This is a genomic window from Sphingopyxis sp. FD7, from assembly GCF_003609835.1.
GTDB lineage: Bacteria > Pseudomonadota > Alphaproteobacteria > Sphingomonadales > Sphingomonadaceae > Sphingopyxis.
In genome coordinates, this window is record NZ_AP017898.1 from 1,322,126 (window position 1) to 1,348,093 (window position 25,968).

At 65.6% G+C, this 25,968-nt stretch carries 24 protein-coding genes and 2 tRNA genes; 13 read left to right on the top strand and 13 right to left on the bottom strand.

Annotated elements, in window-relative coordinates; all coding sequences use genetic code 11:
• Nucleotides 1–35 precede the first annotated feature (35 nt).
• Nucleotides 36–518, top strand: coding sequence for a YbjN domain-containing protein (locus tag SPYCA_RS06165; RefSeq protein WP_120219383.1), 483 nt, complete (start codon nucleotides 36–38; stop codon nucleotides 516–518).
• Between the two features lie 147 nt (nucleotides 519–665).
• Here the strand turns inward: SPYCA_RS06165 and SPYCA_RS06170 are convergent, their stop codons facing one another.
• Both SPYCA_RS06170 and efp read right to left on the bottom strand, forming a co-directional pair.
• Complete coding sequence (locus tag SPYCA_RS06170) at nucleotides 666–1,484, bottom strand: inositol monophosphatase family protein (protein WP_120219385.1); 819 nt, start codon at nucleotides 1,482–1,484, stop codon at nucleotides 666–668.
• 121 nt (nucleotides 1,485–1,605) lie between these two features.
• A complete protein-coding gene (gene efp / locus SPYCA_RS06180; protein WP_120219387.1) occupies nucleotides 1,606–2,169 on the bottom strand; it encodes an elongation factor P in 564 nt (187 codons plus the stop codon).
• 226 nt (nucleotides 2,170–2,395) lie between these two features.
• Between efp and SPYCA_RS19225 the strand changes: the two genes are divergently transcribed.
• The gene (locus tag SPYCA_RS19225; protein ID WP_172594986.1) at nucleotides 2,396–2,569 is read left to right on the top strand and encodes a hypothetical protein; all 174 of its coding nucleotides are present in this window, start codon (nucleotides 2,396–2,398) and stop codon (nucleotides 2,567–2,569) included.
• Here the strand turns inward: SPYCA_RS19225 and thiE are convergent.
• Complete coding sequence (thiE, locus tag SPYCA_RS06185) at nucleotides 2,554–3,204, bottom strand: thiamine phosphate synthase (RefSeq protein ID WP_120219389.1); 651 nt, start codon at nucleotides 3,202–3,204, stop codon at nucleotides 2,554–2,556. The genes SPYCA_RS19225 and thiE overlap by 16 nt on opposite strands.
• A 35-nt stretch (nucleotides 3,205–3,239) precedes the next feature.
• On the opposite strand from thiE, the gene SPYCA_RS06190 reads away from it, so the two are divergent.
• Nucleotides 3,240–3,635, top strand: a complete 396-nt coding sequence (locus SPYCA_RS06190) for a hypothetical protein (protein WP_232003554.1) — start codon at nucleotides 3,240–3,242, stop codon at nucleotides 3,633–3,635.
• 66 nt (nucleotides 3,636–3,701) lie between these two features.
• Here the strand turns inward: SPYCA_RS06190 and SPYCA_RS06195 are convergent, their stop codons facing one another.
• From SPYCA_RS06195 to tkt, 4 genes are all read right to left on the bottom strand, one after another.
• The gene (locus tag SPYCA_RS06195; protein WP_172595143.1) at nucleotides 3,702–4,571 is read right to left on the bottom strand and encodes a fructose bisphosphate aldolase; all 870 of its coding nucleotides are present in this window, start codon (nucleotides 4,569–4,571) and stop codon (nucleotides 3,702–3,704) included.
• Between the two features lie 99 nt (nucleotides 4,572–4,670).
• Complete coding sequence (locus SPYCA_RS06200) at nucleotides 4,671–5,867, bottom strand: phosphoglycerate kinase (RefSeq protein ID WP_172594987.1); 1,197 nt, start codon at nucleotides 5,865–5,867, stop codon at nucleotides 4,671–4,673.
• Nucleotides 5,868–6,007: 140 nt separating this feature from the next.
• A complete protein-coding gene (gene gap, locus SPYCA_RS06205; protein WP_011541615.1) occupies nucleotides 6,008–7,015 on the bottom strand; it encodes a type I glyceraldehyde-3-phosphate dehydrogenase in 1,008 nt (335 codons plus the stop codon).
• Between the two features lie 36 nt (nucleotides 7,016–7,051).
• On the bottom strand, nucleotides 7,052–9,034 hold the full coding sequence (gene tkt, locus SPYCA_RS06210; protein ID WP_120219395.1) for a transketolase: 1,983 nt from the start codon (nucleotides 9,032–9,034) through the stop codon (nucleotides 7,052–7,054).
• 156 nt (nucleotides 9,035–9,190) lie between these two features.
• On the opposite strand from tkt, the gene SPYCA_RS06215 reads away from it, so the two are divergent.
• The 4 genes from SPYCA_RS06215 to SPYCA_RS06230 all read left to right on the top strand — a co-directional run bounded on the left by SPYCA_RS06215 (nucleotide 9,191) and on the right by SPYCA_RS06230 (nucleotide 10,876).
• Nucleotides 9,191–9,397 carry a hypothetical protein gene (locus tag SPYCA_RS06215; RefSeq protein WP_041383146.1) on the top strand — a complete coding sequence of 69 codons (207 nt, stop codon included), beginning with the start codon at nucleotides 9,191–9,193 and terminating at the stop codon, nucleotides 9,395–9,397.
• The gene (locus SPYCA_RS06220; RefSeq protein WP_120219396.1) at nucleotides 9,390–9,836 is read left to right on the top strand and encodes a cell division protein ZapA; all 447 of its coding nucleotides are present in this window, start codon (nucleotides 9,390–9,392) and stop codon (nucleotides 9,834–9,836) included. The genes SPYCA_RS06215 and SPYCA_RS06220 overlap by 8 nt, the downstream gene beginning before the upstream one ends.
• A 219-nt stretch (nucleotides 9,837–10,055) precedes the next feature.
• Entirely contained in the window at nucleotides 10,056–10,649 is a 594-nt protein-coding gene (locus SPYCA_RS06225; protein WP_120219397.1) for a 5-formyltetrahydrofolate cyclo-ligase, read from the top strand.
• Complete coding sequence (locus tag SPYCA_RS06230) at nucleotides 10,646–10,876, top strand: DUF2842 domain-containing protein (protein WP_120219399.1); 231 nt, start codon at nucleotides 10,646–10,648, stop codon at nucleotides 10,874–10,876. The genes SPYCA_RS06225 and SPYCA_RS06230 overlap by 4 nt, the downstream gene beginning before the upstream one ends.
• Before the next feature lie 80 nt (nucleotides 10,877–10,956).
• On the opposite strand, the gene SPYCA_RS06235 is transcribed toward SPYCA_RS06230, so the two are convergent.
• Nucleotides 10,957–11,033, bottom strand: a tRNA-Asp gene (locus tag SPYCA_RS06235).
• 43 nt (nucleotides 11,034–11,076) lie between these two features.
• A complete protein-coding gene (locus SPYCA_RS06240) occupies nucleotides 11,077–12,249 on the bottom strand; it encodes an AI-2E family transporter (protein ID WP_120219401.1) in 1,173 nt (390 codons plus the stop codon).
• A 222-nt stretch (nucleotides 12,250–12,471) separates the two neighbouring features.
• Here SPYCA_RS06240 and SPYCA_RS06245 point away from each other — a divergent pair, with 222 nt between their 5' ends.
• The 4 genes from SPYCA_RS06245 (at nucleotide 12,472) to SPYCA_RS06260 (ending at nucleotide 20,269) form a co-directional block, all read left to right on the top strand.
• Nucleotides 12,472–13,473, top strand: coding sequence for a DUF11 domain-containing protein (locus SPYCA_RS06245; protein WP_120219402.1), 1,002 nt, complete (start codon nucleotides 12,472–12,474; stop codon nucleotides 13,471–13,473).
• 11 nt (nucleotides 13,474–13,484) lie between these two features.
• Entirely contained in the window at nucleotides 13,485–13,949 is a 465-nt protein-coding gene (locus SPYCA_RS06250; protein ID WP_120222179.1) for a DUF11 domain-containing protein, read from the top strand.
• A gap of 75 nt (nucleotides 13,950–14,024) precedes the next feature.
• A complete protein-coding gene (locus tag SPYCA_RS06255; protein ID WP_120219405.1) occupies nucleotides 14,025–15,089 on the top strand; it encodes a DUF11 domain-containing protein in 1,065 nt (354 codons plus the stop codon).
• Nucleotides 15,090–15,157: 68 nt separating this feature from the next.
• Entirely contained in the window at nucleotides 15,158–20,269 is a 5,112-nt protein-coding gene (locus tag SPYCA_RS06260; protein WP_120219407.1) for a DUF11 domain-containing protein, read from the top strand.
• Between the two features lie 111 nt (nucleotides 20,270–20,380).
• Here SPYCA_RS06260 and SPYCA_RS06265 read toward each other — a convergent pair whose 3' ends face one another.
• The 4 genes from SPYCA_RS06265 to thyA form a co-directional block, all read right to left on the bottom strand.
• Entirely contained in the window at nucleotides 20,381–21,697 is a 1,317-nt protein-coding gene (locus SPYCA_RS06265; protein ID WP_120219409.1) for a dihydrolipoamide acetyltransferase family protein, read from the bottom strand.
• Nucleotides 21,698–21,768: 71 nt separating this feature from the next.
• Nucleotides 21,769–22,773, bottom strand: coding sequence for an alpha-ketoacid dehydrogenase subunit beta (locus tag SPYCA_RS06270; protein WP_120222180.1), 1,005 nt, complete (start codon nucleotides 22,771–22,773; stop codon nucleotides 21,769–21,771).
• 26 nt (nucleotides 22,774–22,799) lie between these two features.
• Nucleotides 22,800–24,095 (bottom strand): 3-methyl-2-oxobutanoate dehydrogenase (2-methylpropanoyl-transferring) subunit alpha, encoded by a 1,296-nt coding sequence (locus SPYCA_RS06275; RefSeq protein ID WP_120219411.1) that lies wholly within the window; start codon nucleotides 24,093–24,095, stop codon nucleotides 22,800–22,802.
• A 92-nt stretch (nucleotides 24,096–24,187) separates the two neighbouring features.
• On the bottom strand, nucleotides 24,188–25,123 hold the full coding sequence (gene thyA / locus SPYCA_RS06280) for a thymidylate synthase (protein ID WP_120219413.1): 936 nt from the start codon (nucleotides 25,121–25,123) through the stop codon (nucleotides 24,188–24,190).
• A 142-nt stretch (nucleotides 25,124–25,265) separates the two neighbouring features.
• On the opposite strand from thyA, the gene SPYCA_RS06285 reads away from it, so the two are divergent.
• Both SPYCA_RS06285 and SPYCA_RS06290 read left to right on the top strand, forming a co-directional pair.
• A complete protein-coding gene (locus tag SPYCA_RS06285; protein ID WP_120222181.1) occupies nucleotides 25,266–25,694 on the top strand; it encodes a JAB domain-containing protein in 429 nt (142 codons plus the stop codon).
• 107 nt (nucleotides 25,695–25,801) lie between these two features.
• Nucleotides 25,802–25,878: transfer RNA gene (locus tag SPYCA_RS06290), tRNA-Pro, on the top strand.
• Nucleotides 25,879–25,968: the final 90 nt, after the last annotated feature.

A 25,968-nucleotide genomic window follows, 5' to 3' on the forward strand; every position in this document is an offset into this window, starting at 1 on the left:
GTCTTTCGGGCGCTATATCGACGATGGGAGCTATTATGGGACCAATCACCACGCGCGCCGCGCTCGCCCTCGCCGCGACCGCACTTTTCTGGACAACTCCGGCCCATTCCGAACTGGTGAACGCGGCGGATCCGGCGACGATCAAGGCGATCGTCGAGTCGCAGGGCTGGCCCGCGACGATCATCGCCAAAGAGGGCGACGATCCCTATATCGAGAGCAGCCGCAATGGCCTGAAGTTCCTTGTTCTTTTTATGAATTGCGAGGGGGGTCAAAAATGCAAGACGCTCCAATATTATATGGGCTTCAGCGATGCGAAGGATATGTCGCTCGAACGGCTGAACCAGTGGAACAAGGAAAAGCGCTTCGCGCGCGCCTATAGGGACGATGCCGGCGACCCGGTGCTCGAAATGGACGTCGACCTCGATTTCGCGGGAATCCCGCGCGAGAATGTCGGCGAGACGTTCAACACCTGGGCATCGCTGATGGATAGTTTCCGGGAATATGTTTTCGACGAGTGACGGGGGCGTTCAAAAGCGCCACTTCTCACTCGTCACCCCGGACTTGATCCGGGGTCCATGACAACGCCGCGGGCACGGATGCCGGATCAAGCCTGTCCTGAGATCGTCGAAGTGTCCGGCATGACGACCAAAGGAATGCCGCCCTCGTCAAGCGTTGCGCAGCGCGCCCGCGACCAGTTTCTGCAGCTTTGAATGCACCGCGGCGCTGCCTGCGATATATTCGCTGCGTTCGATCGCGCGGTCGCCGCCGCGGAAATCGCTGACGAAGCCGCCCGCCTCGCGCACGAGCAGCATTCCCGCCGCGACGTCCCACACCTGCAAATCGCTTTCCCAGAAACCATCGTAGCGCCCCGCCGCGACCCAGGCGAGGTCGAGGCTGGCGGCGCCGAAGCGGCGGATGCCCGCGACTTCGGGCGCGACCGCGCCGAAAATGCGGCTCCACTGCGCCATATTGCCATGGCCCATATAGGGAATGCCCGTCGCGATCAGGCATTCGCCCAGATGGCGGCGTGACGCCACGCGCAGGCGCCGGTCGTGCAGCCACGCGCCGCGGCCGCGCTCGGCCCAATAGCTTTCGTCGGTGACGGGTTGATAGATCAGCGCCGCCGTGACGTCGCCCCAGCCGCCCCCCAGCTTCGGCTCCTGCACCGCGATCGAGATCGCGAAATGCGGAATCGCATGAAGGAAGTTCGACGTGCCGTCGAGCGGGTCGATGATGAAGCGCGGCTTGCCCGGCTCGCCCTCGATCGCGCCGGCCTCTTCCATCAAGAAGCCCCAGCCGGGGCGCGCGTGGGTCAGTTCGTCGTAAAGCGTGCGCTCGGCGGCCTGATCGGCCTTCGAGACGAAATCCGCTGGTCCCTTTTGCGACACCTGCAAATGCTCGACCTCGCCGAAATCGCGGCGCAGCTTGGATCCGGCCTTGCGCGCGGCGCGTTCCATGACGGTGATGATGCCCGATACGGCCATAGTCATAACTCCCCCCTCCCGCTTGCGGGAGGGGTCGGGGGAGGGAATGTTTCGTTCGGAAGAAGGCCCGTCCCTCGACAAGCCCTCCCCTAACCCCTCCCGCAAGCGGGAGGGGAACTAATCAGTCCGCGCGGCGCACATATTCGCGGTCATAGACATTGACCACGATGCGCGTCCCGCTGGTGATGTGCGGCGGCACCATGACGCGCACGCCATTGTCGAGAATCGCGGGCTTGTAGGACGACGATGCCGTCTGGCCCTTCACCACCGCATCGGCCTCGACGATCGTCGCCTCGATCTGTTCGGGCAGTTCGACCGAGATCGGGCGCTCTTCCCAAAGCTCAAGCACGACGTCCATGCCGTCCTGCAGGAACTCGTGCGCTTCGCCGACGACATCCTTGGAGATATTGATCTGCTCGAAGCTGTCCTTGTCCATGAAGACGAGATCGTCGCCTTCGGCATAGAGATACTGGAAATCCTTGGTGTCGAGGCGGACCTTTTCCACCGTGTCGGCGCTGCGGAAACGGTTGTTGAGCTTGCGTCCGTCGATCAGATTCTTGGCCTCGACCTGCATATAGGCGCCGCCCTTGCCCGGCTGGGTGTGCTGGATCTTGGTGACCTTCCAGATACCGCCTTCAAACTCGATTATATTGCCGGGACGGATTTCAACGCCGGTGATCTTCATCGCGCACACTCACTTGGACAAGGATGGAAAGAGCCGCCGGCCTATTGTATAAGCCGGTCACAGGAGCGCGCCTTTAGCCGCGCCCGCGCCGAAGGGCAAGTCGCCGTGTCGGCGTGGGCGCCGCCTCGGCAGGCTGCGCGCCGTCGGCCGGGAAATGCGATGAACCGAAGCCGATTTGTCGGATCGATCCAATATGCAGCGGACGCGCGCTGGCATAGGAGCGGCCATGATGAATGCCGAACTTTCTTCACCCTCCCCGCCGCCGCCGCGCGGCGATGCCGTCCCTGCGCCGCGTGAAGCGCCATGCGCCGGCCTGTTCGGCTGGCGCAAGGACAGGGCGGCACAGCGCCCGGAAAAGGACGATGCCAAAAGGCCCGGACGCGATTATCCCGCGGGCTGATTTTCCAGGATTTCCGCAAAGGCGCGCACCGCAGCGCCCGGACCGTCGCGATAGGCCCAGACGCCTCCCGACACCGCAAGGAAATCGGCCCCTGCCTCGACGAGCTTTTTCGCATTGTCGACGGTGATTCCGCCGATCGCCACGCAGGGCAGCTCGAACAACCCCTGCCACCATGTCAGTATTTCAGGGTCCGCGCGATGTTCGACCGCCTTGGTCGTCGTCGGGAAAAAGGCGCCGAAGGCAACATAATCGGCGCCAGCCTCTCCCGCCTCCATCGCGAGGTGACGGCTGTTATGGCATGTTACGCCAATCTGTGCGCCGGGACCGAGCTGACGGCGCGCCTCCTTCGGATCGCCATCGCCCTGCCCCAGATGCACGCCGTCGGCCTTCAGCCGCTTTGCCAGCGCGACATCGTCGTTGACGATAAAGGCGACCTCATGCGTCGCGCAGATCGCCTGCAACGGCTCGGCGAGCCGCGCCGCCTCGTGCTGGTCCAGCCCCTTGACGCGAAACTGAAAGGCCGCGACCGGCCCCGCGGCCAGCGCGTCCTCCAGCCGCACAGGAAAATCGCCGCCGACGTCGAGCGGGGAAATGAGGTAGAGCTGGCAGGTCGATGCGGTCGTGGCTGTGGTCATCGCGCGTTCATAGCGACGCCGCCAGATGCGGGCAAATGCAGAAGATCATGCACCTTGCGGCAATCGCCCTCTGTCCGCTGCTGCTTTCGACGTGCGCGACGACGACGGAGGCGCCGCTTGCCGACGGCGACAATGTCAGGCTCGGCCAGAAGGCCTATGTGGATGGCCCGATCGTCGAGCCGATTGCGATCATCGAGGACAGCCGCTGCCCCGCGGACGCGCAATGCGTCTGGGCGGGCCGCGTGCGCGTGAAGATGATCTGGCATCGCGGCAATGGCACGAAACAGCCCTTCGAGGTCGAACTCGGCAAAGCCGTGCATCTCGCCGATGGCCAGTTTGCACTCACTGCGGTTCGCCCCGGCAAAAGAAGCGACGCGGCGATCGCCCATCGGGATTACCGCTTTTCCTTCACCTTCGCGGGCGGCCTCTGACCGCCCGCCTTTCGGGAGGATGGCGGCAAGCGGCCATCCGCCGTTCGCCGCCCCTCACCCTTCACCTCAGGCCACCGAGGCCGCGTGAATCTCGTCGATCGCGCCGCCGAGCGAGGCGTTGAACTCCTCGTCGTTCATCGACGCGCGCAGATCCTCCAACAGCGCACGGCTGAAGCTTGCAATGATGCCGGGATTCTTCGCCAGTTCGGCGCAGGCCTCGGGGCGCGAAAAGCCACCCGACAGCGCAACCACGCGCAGCACCTTGGGATGATCGACGAGCGGCTGGAACAGCCCGGCTTCGGTCGGCAGCGATAGTTTGAGCATCACCGGCCCGCCGGTCCAGGCGTCAAGCGCCGCGAGCAGCTCTTTCAGCAACAGCCGGTCCGCCGCATCGCGCTCGGCGCTCTTGATGTTCACCTCGGGCTCGATGATCGGCACCAGGCCGTGCGCCGCGATGCGCGCGGCTTCGGCGAACTGTTGATCGACAATCGCCTTGACCCCCACCGGATTGGCAAGGTTGACGACGCTGCGCATCTTGGTGCCGAACACCCCCTTGGCGACCGCGCGCTTGCACAAATCGTCGAGACCGGGATTGGCCTTCATCAGCTGAACGCCATCGGCTTCGTCTTCCAACCCCTTGTCGACCTTCAGGAACGGCACGACGCCGCGTTCCCAAAGCAGCGCGGGCACCGGCTTGCCGCCCGCTTCGCCGTCCATCGTCCGCTCGAACAGGATCGCGCCGATCACCTTCTCGCCGTTGAAGCACGGCGCGGTGACGATCCGCGAACGCATCGCATGGATCAGCGCGAACATTTCCTCGTCGTTCGAGAAGGCATCCTCGCCGATGCCATAACCCTTCAATGCCTTGGGCGTCGATCCCCCGCTCTGGTCGAGCGCGGCGATGAAGCCCTGTCCCGACTTGATCTGGTCCAGCATCTCGGCATTGGCGGTTGTCATAAGGTCTCCGATGATTTGCATACGTATGTGGCGGCGCGCATAGCCTCCCGCCACGCGGGATGCAATTGCCCTCGAAAACTAGGCTTTGAGCGCGTCGACGCCCGGCAGCGGCTTGCCTTCCATCCATTCGAGGAAGGCGCCACCCGCGGTCGAAACAAAGGTAAAGTCGCCCGCAACGCCGGCATGATTGAGCGCCGCGACGGTATCGCCGCCGCCCGCGACCGACGTGAGCGAGCCTTCGCGCGTCAGCGCCGCGGCGGTTTTGGCGAGCGCGACGGTGGCGCTGTCGAAGGGCGGTGTCTCGAACGCCCCGAGCGGCCCGTTCCACACCAGGGTGCGGCAATTCTTGAGCACGTCGGCGAGCGCCTCAACTGCGGCGGGGCCGACGTCGAGGATCATTTCGTCGGCGGCGACCTCGTGAACGTTGACGGTGCGCGTCGGCGGGTTCGGCGCGAACTCCCTTGCCACCACGACGTCATAGGGCAGATGGATCGTGCAGCCCGCGGCGTCGGCGGCGTCGAAGATCGCGTTCGCCGTATCGAGCAGGTCGTGCTCGCACAGCGACTTGCCGACATCGACCCCGCGCGCGGCGAGAAAGGTGTTGGCCATGCCGCCGCCGATGATGAGATGATCGACCTTGCCGACGAGGTTCCTCAGCACATCGATCTTGCTCGACACCTTGGCGCCGCCGACGACCGCCGCGACCGGCTGCACCGGATTGCCGAGCGCGGCGTCAAGCGCCTTCAGCTCGGCCTCCATCGCACGCCCCGCATAGGCCGGAAGCCGCCGGGCGATGCCTTCGGTCGAGCCATGCGCGCGGTGCGCGGCCGAAAAGGCGTCATTGACATACAGGTCGCCGATTTCAGCGAGCGCATCGGCAAAGGCCGGGTCGTTCTGCTCCTCGCCGGGATAGAAGCGCGTGTTCTCGAGCACCGCGACATCGCCCGGCGCGAGCACGGCAACGCCCGCCTTCGCGCCCTCGCCGACCGCTTCGGGAATGAACATCACCGAATGGCCCAGCACATCCTCGACGCCGCCCATGACGAGGCTCAATGACTGTGTCGGGTTCTTCGCCCCCTTCGGCCGCCCGAAATGCGCGAGCAGCAGAACAATCGCGCCCTTGTCCGACAATTCGCGGATCGTCGGCATCGCCGCCTGGATGCGCGTCGCGTCGCTGACCGCGCCATCGATCATCGGGACGTTGAGATCGACGCGCACGAGAACGCGCTTGTCGGTGACGTCACCGATATCGTCGAGGGTCTTGAACGCGGTCATCCGTTTGTACTCCATTGCCCGACGCTGTGCCCCCGCGAAGGCGGGGGCCCATCTCCTGCGCTTTCGTCACCCGCCACCGTCCCGCCATCTGGATGGCGTCGGTGATCGGCCCCCGCCCTCGCGGGGGCACACGGATATTCTTACAGCAGCTTCGCGATCACGCCCGCGGTGTCGACCATGCGGTTCGAGAAGCCCCATTCATTGTCGTACCAGCTGACCACGCGCACCAGCTTGCCCTCGAGCACCGCGGTTTCGAGGCTGTCGACCGTCGAGCTTGCCGGGCAATGATTATAATCGATCGACACCAGCGGCTCGTCAGAGAAGGCCAGCACGCCCTTGAGCGCGCCCTCCGACGCATCCTTCAGGATCTGGTTCACTTCCGCGACGCTCGTGTCGCGCTTCGGCGTGAAGGTCAGGTCGACGAGGCTGACGTTCGGCGTCGGCACGCGGATCGCCGATCCGTCGAGCTTGCCCTTGAGTTCGGGCAGCACTTCGCCGACCGCGCGCGCGGCGCCCGTCGTTGTCGGGATGATCGACATACCCGCGGCGCGCGCGCGGCGCATGTCGCTGTGGATCTGGTCGAGAATCTTCTGGTCATTGGTATAGGCGTGAACCGTGGTCATCAGCCCGCGCTCGATGCCCAGCGTGTCGTTGAGCACCTTGGCGACCGGCGCGAGGCAGTTGGTCGTGCAGCTGGCGTTCGAGACGACGACATGTTCGGCGGTCAGCTTGTCGTGATTGACCCCGTAAACGACGGTCAGGTCGGCGCCCTTCGCGGGGGCCGAGATGAGGACGCGCTTGGCGCCGGCAGCCAGATGTTTCGACGCGCTCTCGCGGTCGGTAAAAAAGCCCGTGCATTCGAGCGCGATGTCGATACCCAGTTCGCCGTGCGGCAGATTCGCGGGATCGCGTTCCTTCGTGACGCGGATCGCCTTGCCGCCCACGATCATCTGGTCGCCGTCGGCCGAAACCTCGCCAGGGAACGGGCCATGGACGCTGTCGCGCTTGAACAGCAGAGCATTCGCCTTGGCATCGGCAAGGTCGTTGATCGCAACCAGTTCGAGCCCGCAGTCGGGACGTTCGAGAATGGCGCGCGCCACGAGGCGGCCGATGCGTCCGAAACCGTTGATTGCGACTTTCACTGCCATGTCGAATTGTCCTTTCTGCGAATGGTCGGCCGGTCCTTAATGGCTCAGCCGGGCCAGGATCTGGGGGGTGATGGCATCGGCGGTAAGGCCGAAATGCCTGAACAGGTCTTCGATCGGCGCCGAAGCGCCGAAGCTGTCGATACCGAAGCGCAGGCCGTCGCGGCCGGTATAGCGTTCCCAGCCGAAGGTCGTGCCCGCCTCGATCGACACGATCAGCGCGTCGGCGGGCAGAATGTCGGCCTGATAAGCGGCGTCCTGCTCGTCGAACAATTCGGTCGAGACCATCGAGACGACGTCGGCGCCGTGGCCCTCGGCCTCGAGCCTGTCGGCGATTTCAAGCGCGAGCGAGACTTCCGAACCCGTCGCGACAAGCACGACCTTGCGCGCCGCCGACGCCCCGCGAAGGCGATAACCGCCTTTGGCGCAAAGATTTTCCGTGACGTCATGACGCAGCGGCGGCAGATTCTGGCGGGTCAGCGCGAGCAGCGACGGGCGGTCCGTCTGTGCGAGCGCGAGCGCCCAGCATTCGGCGGTTTCGACCGCATCGGCGGGACGCATGACGAGCAGGTTCGGCATCGCGCGCAGCGATTGCAGATGTTCGACCGGCTGGTGCGTCGGGCCGTCTTCGCCCAGCCCGATGCTGTCGTGCGTCATCACATAGATCACGCGCTGCTTCTGAAGCGCCGACAGGCGGATCGCCGCGCGGCAATAATCGGCGAACACCAGAAAAGTGCCGCCGTAGGGGGTCACGCCGCCGTGCAGCGCCATGCCGTTCATCGCCGCCGCCATGCCGAACTCGCGGATGCCATAATAGATATAGCGCCCGGAATAATCATTTTTTGTCAGTGGTTTGGTAAATGATGTTTTGGTGTTGTTGGAACCTGTGAGATCGGCACTGCCGCCGATCAGCGACGCAATGTCGGCGGTGAGCGCGCTCAGCGTATTTTCCGATGCCTTGCGCGTCGCGACCGTCGGCGGCTCGGCGACGAGCCCGTCGAGATAGGCCTTGAAGGCATCGCCCGGAACGATCTTGCCACGCAGCCGCGTTTCAAAATCGCTTTTCTTTTCGCTGCTTGCAAGGCGTTCATTCCATTGGGCATGAAGTTTTTTGCCTTTCTCGCCAAAGGCCGCCCAGGCCGCCGCGATATCGTCGGGAATGACGAACGGTTCGGCAGTCCAGCCCAGTTCCTTGCGCGCGGCGGCGATCTCGTCGGCGCCGAGCGGGGCGCCGTGCGTGGCCGACGTGCCCTGCTTGTTCGGCGCGCCGAAACCGATGATCGTGCGGCACGCGACCAGCGACGGGCGCGGATCGGCAAGCGCGGCGTCGATTGCGCGGCGAATGTCGGCCGGATCATGCCCGTCGCAGCTTTCGACATGCCAGCCGGTCGCGGCATAGCGCGCCGCGATATCCTCGCTCGTCGACAGGTCGGTCGATCCGTCGATGGTGATCCTGTTGTCGTCCCACAAGACGGTCAGGCGCCCCAGGCCAAGGTGACCTGCCAGTCCGATCGCCTCGTGATTGATGCCCTCCATCAAACAGCCGTCGCCCGCGATCACCCAGGTGCGGTGATCGACCAGATCGTCACCGTAAAGCGCGTTCAGGTGCCGCTCGGCGATGGCCATGCCGACCGCGGTGGCAAGCCCCTGCCCCAGCGGGCCGGTGGTCGTCTCGACCCCTTCAAGCTCGAAATTTTCGGGATGCCCCGCGCACGGGCTGTTAAGCTGACGGAAATTGCGGATGTCGCCCAACGTCGGCCGCGCATAGCCCGCGAGGTGCAGCGTCGCATAGGCAAGCATCGACCCGTGACCGGCCGAAAGGACGAATCGGTCGCGATCGGCCCATTTCGGATCGGTCGGATCGAACTTCAGATAGTCCGAATAGAGCACGGTGGCGACATCGGCCATGCCCATCGGCATTCCCGGATGGCCGCTGTTCGCGGCCTGGACGGCGTCCATCGCGAGCGCGCGGATCGCGTTGGCGAGCTGGCGTTCGGCCAATTGGCCTTCGGGATGTGTCATGAGTCCCCCGGGAAAGGATGTTTGGGTGGCCGGATTCGGTGCGACTGCCCTTTGCGGCCGTACGGGCAGGAGTCAACCGCTCGCGGCACAATTTCCCCCGCATTTCGGCGCGGACAGGCGATTGCACCCCTCCGTCGGCGCTGCTAACCCTTGGCCATGGAACTCGATCTCGACGAATCCAGCCTCGCCATCGGCCGCATCGAGCGCGCGCTGAGCCGGATCGAGAAGGCGCTGGCCGATCGCGTCAACCGCCCCGCACCCGCTGGCGCCGCCTCGGCTGCCGACCAATCGGCGCTGAAAGCCGAGGTCGCGGCCGTCATCGGCGAGCTCGACCGGCTGATCGCGGAGGCGGGCCGTGGCTGACGTCAAGCTGACCATCGCGGGGCGCCCCTATGATGTCCATTGCGCCGATGGCGAAGAAGCCCAGCTGATCCAGCTGGCGGCGGTCGTCGATGAAAAAGCGCGCACGATGCCCGGTCTGACCGAGGTTCGCCAGCTGCTGTTCGCGGCGCTGATGCTCGCCGACGAAGTGCAGGAGGCGCGCGGCAAGATCGACAAGGTCGAACCGCAATCGGACTCGCTGCGGGCCGCCGTTGCGCTTGCTGAAAGCCGCGAGGCGCAGGCGCGCGACGAGCTCAAGGCCGCGATCGCGCGCGAGCAGACAGCGCTCAGGGAGCTTGAGGCGGCGCGCGAAGCCGTCCCCGCGGCTCCGGCGGCCGCGAACCCTGCTCACAATCGCGCGCTGCTGCAGATTGCCGAGCGGATCGAAACGCTCGCCACGCGGGTCGAGCAACTCCCTTGAGCAAAGCCGCCCGCCCCCCTACATAGGGGGCGGCGGGCACTGCCCGGCACGAGCCGCTGCGAATATCCCTGAGGCGATACATCATCCAAGGGGGCTGTCCCTGCCCGGATCCTGGTCCGACGCACATGGTCCCCACCTGACGTTACTGGCGTCAGAGGATTTTCCGGCAAACGACCACGGCGGTCCCGCCAACCGCTCCCTCACGGCCCGGAGAGGGCGATGACCGATCTGCGCGCCAGCCTTCCCGAACAAAAGCAGAAATTGCGCGAACGGTTGCGTTTCCGGCGGCGGCATTTCGTCGCCAGTCTCGATCGAATGGCCAAACTCGCCGCCTTTCGCGCGCTTCCCGCGCCCCTGGCCGAGCGTCTGGCCGATCATGCCGTCGTCGGCGCCTATGTCGCGCATGGCGACGAGCCCGATGTTCTGCCGATGCTCGCCGATCTGGCCGCAACCGGCGCGCTGGCTTTGCCGCATCACGCGGGTCGCGCCGCCGAAATGCGCTTTCGCCGCTGGTGCCCGGGCGAATCGCTGGTGACGGGGCCGTGGGGAACGCGGCAGCCGGACGACGGTGCGCCTTTGGCCGAGCCGCACGCAATTTTCTGTCCGCTCGTCGGTTTCGATCGCCGGGGCGGCCGCATCGGCCAGGGCGGCGGCCATTACGATCGCTATTTCGCCGCCCATCCCGCTGCCTTGCGGATCGGCATCGGCTGGTCGGTGCAGGAAATCGACGATTGCCCGCGCGAATCGACCGACATCGCGCTCGATGCGATCCTGACCGAACAAGAATTGATCCTTTGCGGAGACCGCCTGTGAACGACCAGCCAATCGATCCCCAGCCGAGCTGGCGCAAGCCCGCGGGCATGTTCCTCATCCTGGCGCTGATCGGCGGCTGGACGGCGATCGTCGTCAGCCTGTCGCCGTGGGTGGGCAGCTGGCCCGTGTTGGTGCAAGCGCTCTTCTACCTCGTCGCGGGAATTATGTGGATTGCGCCCTTGAAGCCGCTGCTGCGCTGGATGGAGCTCGGAACCTGGCGCCGCTGAACAGCGGCGCCAGTCCAGCCTGTTCCAATGGTGGCGCTATCCCAGGCTGCGGTGGCCATTCCGTCTCGAACGACAGGAAATGGCGCGAGTGACGGGGCTCGAACCCGCGACCTCCGGCGTGACAGGCCGGCGCTCTAACCAACTGAGCTACACCCGCTCGCGCTTGGGAGCCGCGCCAATATGACCCGCGCGGCGACCTGTCAACCGTCGCGTTCTTCCTGTGCACGATTTAATCGGTCGCGCACCTCGTCGGTCGTGGTGAGCGTGCCATGTTCAAAGAGGAATCCAGCCAGATCGGGCGTTCCCGTCGAGGCGAGCACGGTCTGGAGGATGAGCAACAGGGGCACGGCGAGGAGCGCGCCCGGCGTGCCCCACACCCAGCCCCAGAAGCTCAATGAGACAAGGATGAGCAGCGGATTGATGGTGAGCCGTTTGCCCAGCACCAGCGGCGTGATCAGATTCGCCTCGACCAGGTGCACCCCGATAAAGATGAGCGCAGGCAGGAGCGCGAGCCCGACCGCGTCGAACGTCATCAGCCCGCCCAGGCCCAGCAGCACCGCAGCGACGATCGGTCCCAGATAGGGCACGAAATTGCAGATGCTGACGATCCCGCCCCACATGAAGGGCGACGACATGCCGAGCGCCCAGAGCAGCAGCGCGACGATCAGCCCGAGCATCGCGTTGATCATCGTGATCGTCGCCAGATAGTCGGCGGTCGCATCGACGACATTCTGGATAACGCGCGCCGTCTGCATCGCCCCATCGAAACTGCCGCGTCGGCGAATCGTGCCGCGGCGAAGCCGCGTCCAGCCAGCGAGGAAGAAAAAGATCACCAGCACCGCAAAGAACAGCTGAATCGCCGCCGCGGGCGCCGAGGAGATGAAATAGTCGACCACCGACGTCGGCGCCGTGGCCGCTACGGCCTGCGCCGTCGCCTCGGTCCCGCTGGCCACCGACGTCAGCGTGCGATCGACGAAGCGCTGGAGCGTCGAATAGAAATCGATCAGCGGCGCCAGGTTGCTCTGGATACGCGGAATCGATTCGGGAAGCCGCGCAAACCAGCCGGTCGCGGGCACAACGATGATCGCCAGCGCCGCATTGATGATCGCGAGGAAGGCCGCGAGCGACAGGAAGGCGGCAAGCGCCGACGGCACGCCGCGGCGCTCGAGCCATTCGAGCAGCGGTACCAACGCGATCGCGATGACGATCGCCGCGGTGAGCGGCAGGAAGAACTCCGCGCCAGCCTGCAAGGCAAAGGGCAGGCCGAGGCAGAAGCTGGCGCCGAGGATCAGCGCGAGCGCGGCGAGTAGCCGGTCGCGGCGAAAATCGTCAATCTCGATCTGGCGCAGCGGATTGACACGCGGCGGCCGCATATCCTCTCTGCCCCGGTCGTCCGCCACCCTGCGTCTCCCTGTTAACCGTCTCATCTTACGCTCGCTGCGCGCATCGCGCCAGTCGCCCCGCTTTGCGGCAAAAGCACGGCGGCGTCTGTCCCTTTTTGGACCAAATCACAGCTTTCCAACGACTTTTTAACCAGAAATTACCCTTTTTCGGCGACTGACGGCTCCAAGGACCAACCTTTCGGAGTCAATTTGATGATGATAGCGCCTGTGGGGGGCGCGAAGCATCGGCTTCTTCCCTCTTGTTCACTCATCGCCCTGCTCGCCGCGCTTGCCTTGCCCGTGCAGGCGACCGCTGCCGGCACGCGCGCCGGTTCGACGATCAGCAATACCGCCACCGCCAGCTTCGACGCGGGCGGCGGGCCGACCACGATCGACTCCAACCGCGTCGATCTGCTCGTCGACGAGCTGCTCGACGTCACCGTCGATTCGAGCAATCCCGCCGACGTGGCGACCACACCGGGCGCGACCGGACAGGTGCTGACCTTCTCGGTCACCAACACGGGCAACGGCGTCGAGGATTTCGCGCTGAGCACGGTCGCAAACGCTGGCGGTGACGATTATGATCCCACCGTCACGCAAGTCTATCTCGACAATGGCGACGGCCTGTTCGACGCGGGCACCGACACGCTTTACACCGCGGGCGCGAACGATCCGACGCTCGATCCCGACGAAAGCATCACCGTGTTCGTCGTGACGACGACACCCGGAACGGTCGCCGACGGCAATCGCGGTATCGTCAGCCTGCTTGCGGCGGCCAGGACCGGAACCGGCGCCCCCGGCACCAGCTTCGCCGGTCAGGGCGAAGGCGGCGGTGACGCCGTCGTCGGGGCGACCGGCGCCGATGGCGAAGATGCCGGGGCGTTCGTCGTGTCGGCCGCCACGGTCACGCTCGTCAAATCGGCCAGCATCACCAACCCGCTCGGCACCGCCGACCCCATACCCGGCGCGACGATCACCTACACGATCGTCGCCACCGTTGCGGGCAGCGGCTCGGTGAGCGGCCTGGCAATCACCGACAATGTCCCCGCCGACACCAGCTATGTCCCCGGCTCGATCACGCTCGGCGGCAGCGCGCTCACCGACGCGGTCGATGCCGACGCGGGCGATTACAACGGCACGCGGATCAATGTCGCGCTCGGCACCGTCGCCGGTGGCCAGAGCCGTACCATTACCTTCCAGACCATGATCGACTGATGGAGATGCCCATGCGCCCCGCCCTCTTGCTTATGCTCGCCGCCGCGCTTCCCGGCCCGGCCTTTGCCGCCAACCAGGTTGCGCTCGACAACAAGGTCTTCGTCGAGCGCGTTTCGACCGACGCCGATGGCAAGCAGCGTGTCCTGCTCGAAGAACCGAAGGTCGTCGTTCCCGGCGACCGGCTGGTCTTCGTCCTTAATTATCGCAACGTCGGCGCACAGGCCGCCGACAAGTTCGTGGTCACCAATCCGCTGCCCGCCGCGGTCCGTTTCGCCGATGCCGGTGACACGCAGCCGCTGGTGTCGGTCGATGGCGGCAAGCAGTGGGGGCGGCTTGGCGAGCTTTCGATAGCGACGGCCGACGGCGTACAGCGTGCCGCGCAGCCCGCCGACGTCACGCATGTCCGCTGGGCCTTTCAAAAGCCGATTCCGGCAGGCGCCACGGGCAAGCTCATGTTTCGGGGAATCGTCAAATAGCGACCTGAAAATAACCGCTTAATGATTGCCAGCGGTGGGGAATAGGCAATCGACCCAAGCCAAGGAGCTTCAGCTATGACCAGCAAGCTGAACAGCGTGGGCTTCATCGGTCTGGCGGCGATCACAAGTCTCGCCGCCACGCCGGCACTTGCTGCCGGCACGACCGCGGGAACCACGATCACCAATACCGCCACCGTCGACTATCAGGTCGGGGGCGTCGCGCAGGGCCAGCAATCGGCGTCGAACAATTTTACCGTCGACCGCAAGATCAACCTGCTTGTCGAGGAAGTCGGCACCGTCACAACCAATGTCGTTCCGGGCCAAACCAACGCCGTGACGACCTTCCAGCTGACCAACAGCTCGAACGAAGTGCTCGATTTCGCGCTCGTCGCCTCGCAGATCGTCGGCGGCACCGCCGCGCATGGCGGCACCGACAGCTTCGACGCGACCAACGTGCGCATCTACCGCGACAACACGTCGTCGGGTTCGATCGGCAGCTGGGACGTCGGCGACACGCTGGTTTCAGGCTATATCGACGAGCTTGTCGTCGATACGGCGATCCGCCTGTTCGTCGTCGCCGACATTCCGGCCGGGCTCGCCAACAACGCCGTCGCCGGGGTGACCCTTCGCGCGACGGCGCGCGAAGGCGGCACGTCGGGCAGTCAGGGCGCGGCGATCACCGAAACGACCGGCGCGAACACCGCGGGCAAGGATACGGTCTTTGCGGATACGGCAGGCGTGACGGGCGATGCCGCGCGCGACGGGTCGCACAGCGACAATGACGATTATACGGTCCAGACGGCGACGCTCACCGTCACCAAGACCAGCCGCGTCATCTCCGACCCGTTCAACAACACGACCAACCCGAAACTGATTCCGGGCGCGGTCGTCGAATACTGCATCGCCGTCGCCAATTCGGGTAGCGCCGACGCCACGTCGGTCGTGATCAACGATCCCGTGCCCGGCCAGCTGACCTTCAACGCGGGTACGATCCTGCTGAACGGCACGGTCACCGCGGGAACCTGTAACGCCGACGGCGTCGCGGGCGGCAGCTATTCGGCGCCGAACGTGTCGGGGACGATCGCAACGATCGCCGCGGGCGCGACGCGCACCCTCGTTTTCCGCGCCACGGTCAACTGACCAGGTAACGGGCGGGAGCAGCGCGCGCGCCGGGTCCACCGGCCGCTGCTGCTCCCTTCGGGGCCGGCATGGCGATCCGCGACACATCCCTTGGCCTTTTGACCGCACTGGTTGCGGCAGCGCTGCTGCCCGCGGTCCCGGCGGCGCGCGCGCAGGTGATCACGAACACCGCGTCGGCAGAATGGACGCATGACGGTCATCGCGGTGCGACGCTGTCGAACCGCGTCGACGTGGCCGTCGTCCCGCGCCCGCCCGAACCGCCGCGCATCGCGACCTATCGCCTGACGACCGGCGGCGGCGACCGCTCGGTACCGCTGGCGCCGACGCCATGTGTCCGCGCCGGGACGGGCGGCGTCGGGGCGCTCAGCGCCGCGCCGATGGCCGCGATCCCGCTTTCCGGCGTCTATGTGGGGATTTCCACCGCCCCGGCATCGCTTCAGAGCAGCAACAGCTTCCGCGCGGGCGAAATGCTCGTCGTGGGCGTGACGCTCGCATCGGCGAATCGCGACCCGCAGGCGCGCGACACGCTACCCGTCCTTCTCGATCTCGAAAATGGCGACCGCGAATCGATCACCCTCACCGAAACCGCCGCAGACAGCGGCGAGTTCGTCGGTTTCATCAGCACGATCGGCGTGCCGCCCGCCGTGGTGCAGGGCGACTGCCGCCTGTCGGTCAACCCCGGCGCGCCGCTGACGCTGCGTGTGTCCGATCGGGCGAGCGCCAGTCTGGTTGCGCTCGCGACGATCGACTTTCTCGTCGACCCCTTCGGCATCGTGTTCGACAGCGGCGACGGCGCGCCCGTGGCGGGCAGCCGCGTCACGATCGTCGATGCCGCCACCGGCCAGCCCGCCGCAGTGTTCGGTGACGACGGTGTCTCGACCTATCCCTCCAGCGTTGTAACCGGACAGCGCGTCACCGATTCGGGCGGGACGGTTTATGACTTCCCGGCGGGCGACTATCGCTTTCCCTTCGTCGCGCCGGGCACCTACCGCCTCATCGTCGAGCCGCCCGCGCCCTTCACCGCGCCGTCGGCCACCAGCCCGGCCGATCTTGCCGCTTTTCGCCGTCCCGACGACGGCCAGCCCTTTACGATCGTCGACGCCAGCTATGGCCGTGCCTTCACCCTGAACAGTCCTGCTCCGGTGCGCGTCGACATTCCCGTCGACCAGCCCGGCCTGCCGCTGGTCCTGCGCAAGGCGACCTCCACACAGGTGGCGGTGCCGGGCGATGTCGTGCAATATCGAATCGAGGTCGCCAATCGCGATCCGCGCCGCGCCACCGGTGCGGTGACGGTGCGCGATGTCCTGCCCGCCGGGATGCGCCTGCGCGCCGACACGGTGCGCATCGACGGCGTGCGCGTCGATGCGGCCGTCGAGCCGAACGGCCGCGCCTTCACCGTCACCCTGCCCGGCATCGCCGCCGCGCGGTCGGTGCTGCTCACCTACCTCGCCGAAGTCGTCGTCTCGGCGCAGCCCGGCAGCGCGCTCAACCGCGCCAGCGCGACCGACAATCGCGGAACGACAAGCAACATCGCCGAAGCGACGATCGCGATCAAACGCGACCAGCTCGGCGACCGCATGACGATCATCGGTCGCGTCACCGACGGCGGCTGCGCGGTCGATCCCGCCAGGGCCGACGGCATCATCGGCGTGCGCGTAATGCTGCAGGACGGCAGCTACACCGTCACCGACGAGGATGGCCGCTATCATTTCGAGGGCGTGCGCCCCGGCCTGCATGTTGTGCAGATCGATCCATCGACGCTGCCGCTCGACCGCGCGCCCGTCGATTGCGCGCCGAGCACGCAAAGCGCGGGCAGCGCCATCTCGCGCTTTGTCGAAGGGCGCGGCGGGGCGCTGAAACGCGCCGACTTCCGCGCCGCCGCCAGCGCCCCGCGCGCCGCGCCGGCCACGGCGGCGCGTCCGGCAGCGATACCTCTGTCCGATCCCGAAGCCGCGGGCGCCCACCGCGACTGGCTCGCCGGGCAAGAAGCCGGCATCGGCTGGCTCTTCCCCGCCGCCGACCATAATCCGCGCGCCAAGGCGATCCGCGCCGCGATCAAGCATGTGCCGGGGCAGATCGTCACGCTGCGCGTCAACGGCCAGCCCGCCGATCCGCTGACCTTTGAAGGCGTCAGCAAATCGGCCGACGGCACCGTCGCTGTCAGCCTGTGGCGCGGGCTCGAAATCCGCGAGGGCGAAAACCGGCTCGTGGCCGAGATCAGGGACGCGGATGGCGCGGCGGTCGAAACGCTCGAACGCTCCGTCCATTATTCGATCACCCCGATGCGCGCAGCGCTGATCCGCGAAAAATCGGTGCTCGTCGCCGATGGCGTGACGCGCCCGGTGATCGCCGTGCGCCTGACCGACCGCGACGGCAAGCCGATCCGCGCCGGGCTGACCGGCGATTTCAGCGTCCCTTCACCCTATTATCCCGCCGTTGAGGCCGACGCGCAGCAGGCGCGCCAGCTGTCGGGCCTCGAACGCGCGCCGCCGGTTTGGAAGGTCGATGGCGACGACGGCATCGCTTACATCGAGCTTGAACCGACCACCGCCTCGGGCACGCTCGCGATCGACTTCCTGTTCCGCGACGATCGGGTGACGCGCAAGCAGGTGATCGAGACCTGGCTCGATCCCGGCAACCGCCCGTGGACCATCGTCGGCTTTGCCGCGGGCACGCTCGGGTACAACACGCTCGATGACCGGATGGAGCCGGTGGCCGAAACGCTGGACGACCTTAATGCCGATGCGCGGCTCGCGCTCTATGCCAAGGGGCGTGTGCGCGGCAAATGGCTGATGACGCTGGCCTATGACAGCGACAAGGAAGCGGACGATGCGCGCTTCGGCGGCGTGATCGACCCGCGCGCCTATTACACCATCTATGCCGACCGCAACGAGACGCGCCATGACGCCGCATCGGTGCGCAAGCTTTATCTGCGCCTCGAACGCCCGCAATTTTATGCGATGTTCGGCGACATCGAGACGGGGATTTCGGAGCCCGAACTCGCCCGCTACCAGCGCGCGCTCAATGGCGGCAAGGCCGAGTATCGCGGGCGCAATATCGCCGCGACCGCCTTCGTCGCCGACACCCCCTATCGCTTCCGCCGCGACGAGATCCAGGGCAATGGCCTGGCGGGGCCGTATCAGCTCGGCGCGAAGGATATTTTGCCGAACAGCGAGCGGATCGTCATCGAGACGCGCTACCGGCTGCACAGCGAACGCATCGTCGACCGCGTCGCCCTGTCGCGCCACGTCGATTACGACATCGATTATCTGTCGGGCACGATCCGCTTCCGCGCGCCGGTGCTCAGCCGGTCATCGAACCTCGACCCGCAGTTCATCGTCGCCGAATATGAAGTCGATGGCGTTGGCCAGCGCGTGCTCAACGCCGGCGGCCGCGTCAGCTATCGCACGGACGACGAAAAGCTGCGCGTCGGCGCCACCTTCATCCACGACGAGGATGGCAACACCAAGACCGACATCGGCGGCATCGACGCGCGTTATCGCCCGAACATCGACACCGAAATCCGTGCCGAACTGGCGGTCAGCGACGCCAAGGCACAGAACGACGGTAGCGCCGCCGCCGGAACGGCGAAAGCATGGCTGATCGAGGCCGAACATCATGGCAGCGCCGCCGATTTCCTCGCCTATATCCGCGAGCGCGAGGCCGGGTTCGGCGCGGGCCAGCTCAATCGCGGCGAGGACGGGACGCGCAAATTCGGCTTCGACGCCCGCCTTCGCGCGACGCGCACGCTGTCGCTGACGGGGAGCGCCTGGCAGGAAGACTATCTGGACAGCAACGCGCGCCGCCGCGCCGCACGCGCGCTGATCGAATATGACAATGGCAGCAGCCTCGCGCGCGCCGGGCTGACGCACGCCGACGATCGTCTGTCGGACGGTGCGCGCAACCGCTCGACCATCGTTCAGCTCGGCGCGACGCAGCGCCTGTTCGACAAGCGCCTCGAACTCGATGCACAGACCGAGTTTGCGCTGGGCGGCAAGGATGCGAGCATCGACTTCCCGACGCGGCACCGGCTGGGCGCACGCTTCGGCATCAGCCGCGACGTCAATCTCGTCGGCAGCTATGAAATCGCCGACGGCGATACGGTCCGCGCGCGCACCGCGCGGCTCGGCTTCGACCTGACCCCCTGGTCCGGTGCGCGCCTGCTCGCCACCGCGAACCGGCAGGACATCGGCGAATATGGCCCGCGCAGCTTCGCCGCCTATGGCCTGTCGCAGTCGCTGAAGCTCGGCAGCCATCTGTCGGTCGATGTCTCGGTCGACGGCAATCGCACGATCGGCGGGATTCGCGCGGGCGACGTGCTGAACGCGCAGCAGCCGGTGGCGTCGGGGGGTTTTCTGGGCGGCAACAATGTGCTGACCGAGGATTTCCTGGCGATCAGCACCGGCGCCACCTGGCGCGCCGACCGCTGGACGCTCACCGGCCGCGCCGAATATCGCGATGGCGAGCTTGCCAACCGCCATGGACTGACGCTCGGCGGCCTGCGCCAGCTTGGCGAGGGCCGGGCCTTGGGCGTGCTCTTCACCTATGCCAAGGCCAGCGGCAGCGGCACGGCGCCGACGACCGAGGTGATCCAATTCGAGATGAGCTGGGCGCACCGCCCCGCCGATTCGCGGATTTCATGGCTGGGCAAGAGCGAGTTCCGCTCGGACAAGGTGCGCGACGCGGTCGCGGGCCAGGCCGGGCCTGTCGGCGACGCCGCGCTGACGATCGATGGCGATGCGACGAGCCGCCGCCTGCTGAACAGCCTGTCGGTCAACTGGACCCCGCTCGGCGCGCGCGGCGAAGGCGGCATGTGGCACGAGCGCGCCGAAATCGGCCTTTTCTGGGGCACGCGCTATAATTTCGACCGCTTCGGCGCGGATGACGTCAAGGGCTGGTCGAACCTGATCGGCGCCGACTTTCGTGTCGGCCTTGGCGAGCATGTAGATGTCGGCGCGTCGGGTACCGTGCGCGTCGGCACCGATGCCGATACCGTCAGCTGGGCCGGAGGCCCAACGGTGACGCTGGCCCCGATGACGAACGCCAACATCACCTTCGGTTACAATTTCGCGGGCTTCCATGACCGCGATTTCGAGGATGCGCGGTTCTCCCGATCGGGCGCCTATGTGACTTTCAGGCTGAAGTTCGACCAGACGAGTTTTGCAGGGTTGGGGCTATAGCCCGCCCCGTCATTGCGAGCGAAGCGACGAAGCAATCTCCAGCTAACGACCCGTAAGCCCGCCCGCTGGAGATTGCTTCGTCGCTTCGCTCCTCGCAATGACGAGGTAAGCTCAATCCGCGAACAACAGCACCGGCGTTTCGATCAGCTTCTTCAGCGCCTGAACATAGCTGGCCGCATCCCAGCCATCGACCACCCGATGGTCGCAGCTGATCGACAGGTTCATCAGCTTCGCGCGGCGGATGTCGTCGCCGTCGAACACCGGACGCTCGACGATCTTGTTCGGCCCGATGATCGCAACCTCCGGCCGGTTGATCACCGGCGTCGTCGCGATCCCGCCGAGCGGACCGAGCGACGTGATGGTGAGCGTGCCGCCGGTCAGCTCCTCGACTTTCGCCTTGCCGCTACGCGCGGCCTCGGCGAGGCGCGCGATCTCGCTCGCGAGCTGCCAGACATTCTTGTCCTGCGCGTCGCGGATCACCGGAACCATCAACCCGGCGTCGGTCTGCGTCGCCATGCCCAGATGCACTGCGCCGTGGCGCGTCACCACGCCCGCTTCGTCGTCATAACGCGCATTGATCATCGGAAACTGCGGGATGGTGCGGCAGATCGCGACGATCAGGAAGGGCAGCATCGTCAGCTTCGGACGGCCCCCGCGGTTGGCGTTCAAATCGGCGCGCATCTCTTCGAGCGCGGTGACGTCCATTTCCTCGACATAGGTGAAATGCGGAATCGCGCGCTTCGCCGCCGCCATATTCTCGGCAATCTTGCGGCGCATCCCGATGACCTTGATCGGCTCGTCGGTGCGCGCGCGGCTGGCGCCGGGGGCGTAATAGCCCTGCCCCGCGCTGTAACGCAGGAAGGCGTCGAGATCGGCGTGGCGGATACGGTCGCCATCGGATTGCACCTGCGACAGATCGATGCCCAGATGCTTGGCGCGCGCGCGGACGGCGGGCGATGCCAACACAGCCTTACCATGCTCCGTTCGGGCTGAGCTTGTCGAAGCCCCGTCCTTCTTTTCAACGGCGGCAGACAAGGACGGCCCTTCGACAGGCTCAGGGCGAACGGGTTGAGGGGGTGGCGCGGCTTCCGCATCCGAAACCTCCTCAGCCCCCGGCGTCTCCGCCGCAATCTCCTCGTCGACCGGCGTATCGGCCGGCGGCGCGTCGACCGTGTCATCACCCTCGGCATCGGTCTCGATCACCGCCAGCGTCGATCCGATCGCGATCAAATCGCCGACCTCGCCCGCCAGTTCGACGACCACCCCCGACACCGGCGATTCCATTTCGACGGTCGCCTTGTCGGTCATCATGTCGGCAAGCTGCGCATCTTCCTCGACGCGCTCGCCCACCTTGACGTGCCAGGCGACGATCTCGGCCTCGGCGATGCCTTCGCCAATGTCGGGCAGACGGAATGAATAGCGGGCCATGGCGTCAGTCCTTTTTCTTTATGGACCCCGGATCGCGGTCCGGGGCACGCGCGGTTGCCATGCTTCGCATGTCAATCGCCCATGATTTTGGTGAGCGCGGTCGCGATGCGCACCGGGCCGGGGAAATAGGCCCATTCGAGGCTGTGCGGATAGGGCGTGTCGAACCCGGTGACGCGCTCGATCGGCGCTTCGAGGTAATAGAAGCAACGTTCCTGCACCAGCGCGGCAAGTTCGGCGCCAAAGCCTGAGGTGCGCGTCGCTTCGTGGACGATCAGGCAGCGGCCGGTCTTTTTCACCGACGCCTCGACGGCCTCGATGTCGAGCGGCAAAAGCGTGCGCAGGTCGAGGATTTCGGCGTCCACGCCCATTTCCTCCACGATCGTCCTGGTGACATGCACCATCGTGCCATAGGCCAGGATCGTCACCGCCTCGCCTTCGCGCACCGTTGCCGCCTTGCCCAGGTCGATGCGGTAATATCCTTCGGGCACCGCGCTGGCGTCATGCTTCGACCAGGGCTCGACCGGGCGGTCGTAATAGCCGCTGAACGGGCCGTTATAGATGCGCTTGGGTTCGAGGAAGACGACGGGGTCATTATCCTCGATCGCCGCGATCAGCAGGCCCTTGGCGTCATAGGGGTTCGACGGGATCACCGTCTTGACGCCGCAGATATGCGTCATGATGCTCTCGGGCGACTGGCTGTGCGTCTGTCCACCGAAAATGCCGCCCCCAAAGGGCGTACGCACCGTCATCGGGCAGATAAAATCATTCGCCGAACGATAGCGAATGCGCGCGGCCTCGCTGACGAGCTGGTCGAGCCCCGGATAGATATAATCGGCGAACTGGATTTCGGGGACGGGGCGCAGACCATAGGCGCCCATGCCGACCGCGACGCCGATGATGCCGCATTCGTTGATCGGCGTGTCGAACACGCGCGTCTTGCCGTGTTTTTTCTGCAACCCCGCGGTGGCGCGGAACACGCCGCCGAAATAGCCGACGTCCTCGCCCATCACGACGGTCGCCGGATCGCGTTCGAGCATGACGTCCATGGCGCTGTTGATCGCCTCGATCATGTTCATGGTCTTGGTTTGGGTATCGGCGCTCATCATTCGGGCTTCCAGTCGGGGCCGAACTTGGCCTCTTGCTCGGCGAGCATCTGCGCGCATTGTTCCTTGAGATGCCAGGGCATCTCCTCGAACACATCCTCGAACATCGTTTCGAACGGCTGGTGCATTCCGTGGCCTAGAATGCCGAGCTTTTCCGACTGTTTCTGCGTCGTCTTGACCAGCTCGTCGAGCTCCTTGCCCAGCGCGTCGTGACGCGCCTCGTCCCATTCGCCGAGCGCGATAAGATGCTGTTTGAGCCGCGCGATCGGATCGCCGAAGGGCCAGGCGCTCGCTTCCTGTGCGGCGCGATAGGCGCTGGGATCGTCCGACGTGCTGTGCCCTTCGGCGCGATAGGTGAAATGTTCGATCAGCGTCGGGCCGTTGTTCGTCCGCGCGCGGTCGGCCGCCCACTGCGTCGCCGCATAGACCGCGAGCGCGTCGTTGCCGTCGACGCGCAACCCCGCGATGCCATAGCCCACGGCGCGCGCCGCAAAGGTCGTGCGTTCCCCCCCGGCAAAGCCCGAAAAGCTCGAAATCGCCCACTGGTTATTCACGACATTGAAAATCACGGGCGCGTTATAGACCGTGGCGAAGGTCAGCGCCGAGTGGAAGTCGCCCTCGGCCGATGATCCTTCACCGCACCACACGGTCGCGATGCGGCTGTCACCCTTCGACGCCGACGCCATCGCCCAGCCTACCGCCTGCGGATATTGCGTCGCAAGATTGCCCGACACGCTGAAGAATCCATGCTCGGGCGCCGAATACATGATCGGGAGCTGCCGCCCCAGCAGATGATCGCCGCGGTTCGAATAAATCTGGTTCATCATCTGGATCAGCGGATAATCGCGCGCGATCAAAATGCCCTGCTGGCGATAGCTGGGGAAACACATGTCGGCGCGGTCGATCGCCATCGTCGAGGCGATCGAGGTCGCCTCCTCGCCCGTGCATTTCATGTAAAAGCTGGTCTTGCCCTGCCGCTGCGCGCGGAACATGCGGTCATCGAACGCCCGCGTCAGCATCATGTAACGCAGCATCGTGCGCAGCCGTTCGGGCGCCAGATTGGGATTCCACGGCCCCTTCGCCTGCCCGTCGAAATCGAGGACGCGGACAAGGCCATAGCATAGCTCGCGCATCGCGTCGGGCCTGGTCGCTTCGCCGGGGCGCGGGGTCGCCTCAACCGCGGGGATCTCGATGTCGCCGAAATCCGGCGTGTCACCGGGACGATAGCGCGGTTCGGGGATGTGAAGCGACAGCGGCGGCAGGTTGCTCGCCGGTCGGCGATCCGACTCAGGCATATCTTCTTCCCTTCGGGCGCGAATCAGCGCCTAGTTATATTTCAATGTGACGACATATTATTACGGTCTCCATAGGAATGCAACGCCGCGTCTCAAACCGCTACGGGCGCAGAAATATGGGATTGCGGCGCATAATCCTCGACCACGAAATCGTCGAACCGATAATCGAACATGCTCGGCGGGCGACGCAGGATACGCAGCGTGGGCTTACCGTCCGGCACGCGCGCCAACTGGCGTTCGACCAGTTCGGCGTGATTGAGATAGAGATGGACGTCGCCGCCGGTCCACACGACCTCGTGCGCGTGAAGATCGCATTGCTGGGCGACCATGCGCGTGAGCAGCGCCGCCTCGAAAATGTTGAACGCAAAGCCCAGACCCAGATCGCACGACCGCTGAAAGAGCAGGCACGACAGCCCGCCGTCGCTGCGAACGTGGAACTGGTAGGTCATGTGACACGGCGGCAGCGCCATTCGGTCCAGATCGTCGACGTTCCAGCCGGTGAAAATATGTCGGCGCGATCCCGGATCGTTTCGGAGCGAATCGATCAGTGCCGCAATCTGGTTGTGCCCGCGTTCGGCGCGACGAAACAGCCCCTCGCCCGCCGGCTCGTAACGCGGCCAGTTCACCCACTGGTGGCCATAGACCGGACCAAGATCGCCCCACTCGGCGGCAAAGCCCGCGTCCGCGACGATGCGCGCCTCGAAATCGGCGGCGCTGATTTCGTCGCCGGTCGCGCGGCGATATTTTTCGAGCGGCCAGTCAGTCCATATCTTGACGCCTTGCGCGACGAGCGGGCGGATATTGGTGTCGCCGCTGAGGAACCACAACAGCTCGCGCAGCGCGGTCTTCCAATAAACGCGCTTCGTCGTCAGCAGGGGAATGGCATCGTCCTTCAGCGAGAATCGCATCGTCTCGCCGAACAGCGACCGCGTGCCGACGCCGGTGCGATCGACGCGCTCGTCCCCCTCGACCCAGATGCGGCGCATCAGGTCGAGATATTGCAGTTCATAATGGATGGAATCAGCCAAGGCGCGCTCCCTTTCCTTTTCCCACCATTGCTAGGCCCCGCGCCGCGCGACGACAAGTGCGTCACCCGTCCACCCCGTCGATCCGTCCGATGCGGGGCAGTTGGCGGTTGGGTCGCCCTCGCGCCTGCGCCATGCGGCGACGATGACGATCCTTGAACCGATAGGCAAAGCCGGGTCCAATGCCCGGCGTCGCGGCTTCGTGCCGTGCGATGCCGAAGATGCAGTCGCGTCCCATCTGCTTCGCCCTCAGTTCGACGGCGACCGTGAAAGCCTGCTTCTTGCGGCCTTCGATGCGTATCAGCGGCTCGTCCGCTTCGATCGGGTCGATAGCGAAACGCCGCGACGCTGCGTTGTCCCGCCGCGATGCTGGCGCACGTTGCTCGTCGGCAGCGCCACGAGCATCGTGATGGCGCACAATCATCCGTCGGGCGTTGCCTGGCCAAGCGACGCCGATATCGCCGCCACGCGCGACGCAGCGCAATTCCTGCGGATGGCCGGGATCGATCTGGTCGATCATCTGATTTTCGTCGCCGATGGCCATTTCAGCTTTCGCACTGCCGAAATGCTGTAGTGCGGGCATTCAACTTTCCTGTGCCGATTGACGCTTGAAGTTCGCCGATTGCGCGTCTAGAGGACCGCCCTGCCTTCGCGGTGGCCATGGCCGACGCGCGGATCGGTCGGGGAGTAGCTCAGCCTGGTAGAGCACTGTCTTCGGGAGGCAGGGGCCGGAGGTTCGAATCCTCTCTCCCCGACCAATTTCCTTGTATATTGCAGATTCTGCACCGTCGCTTCTTGTAAGTCGGCGAACATGTCCCTAGATTTCATTCACGCCGCCATGGTTTTCC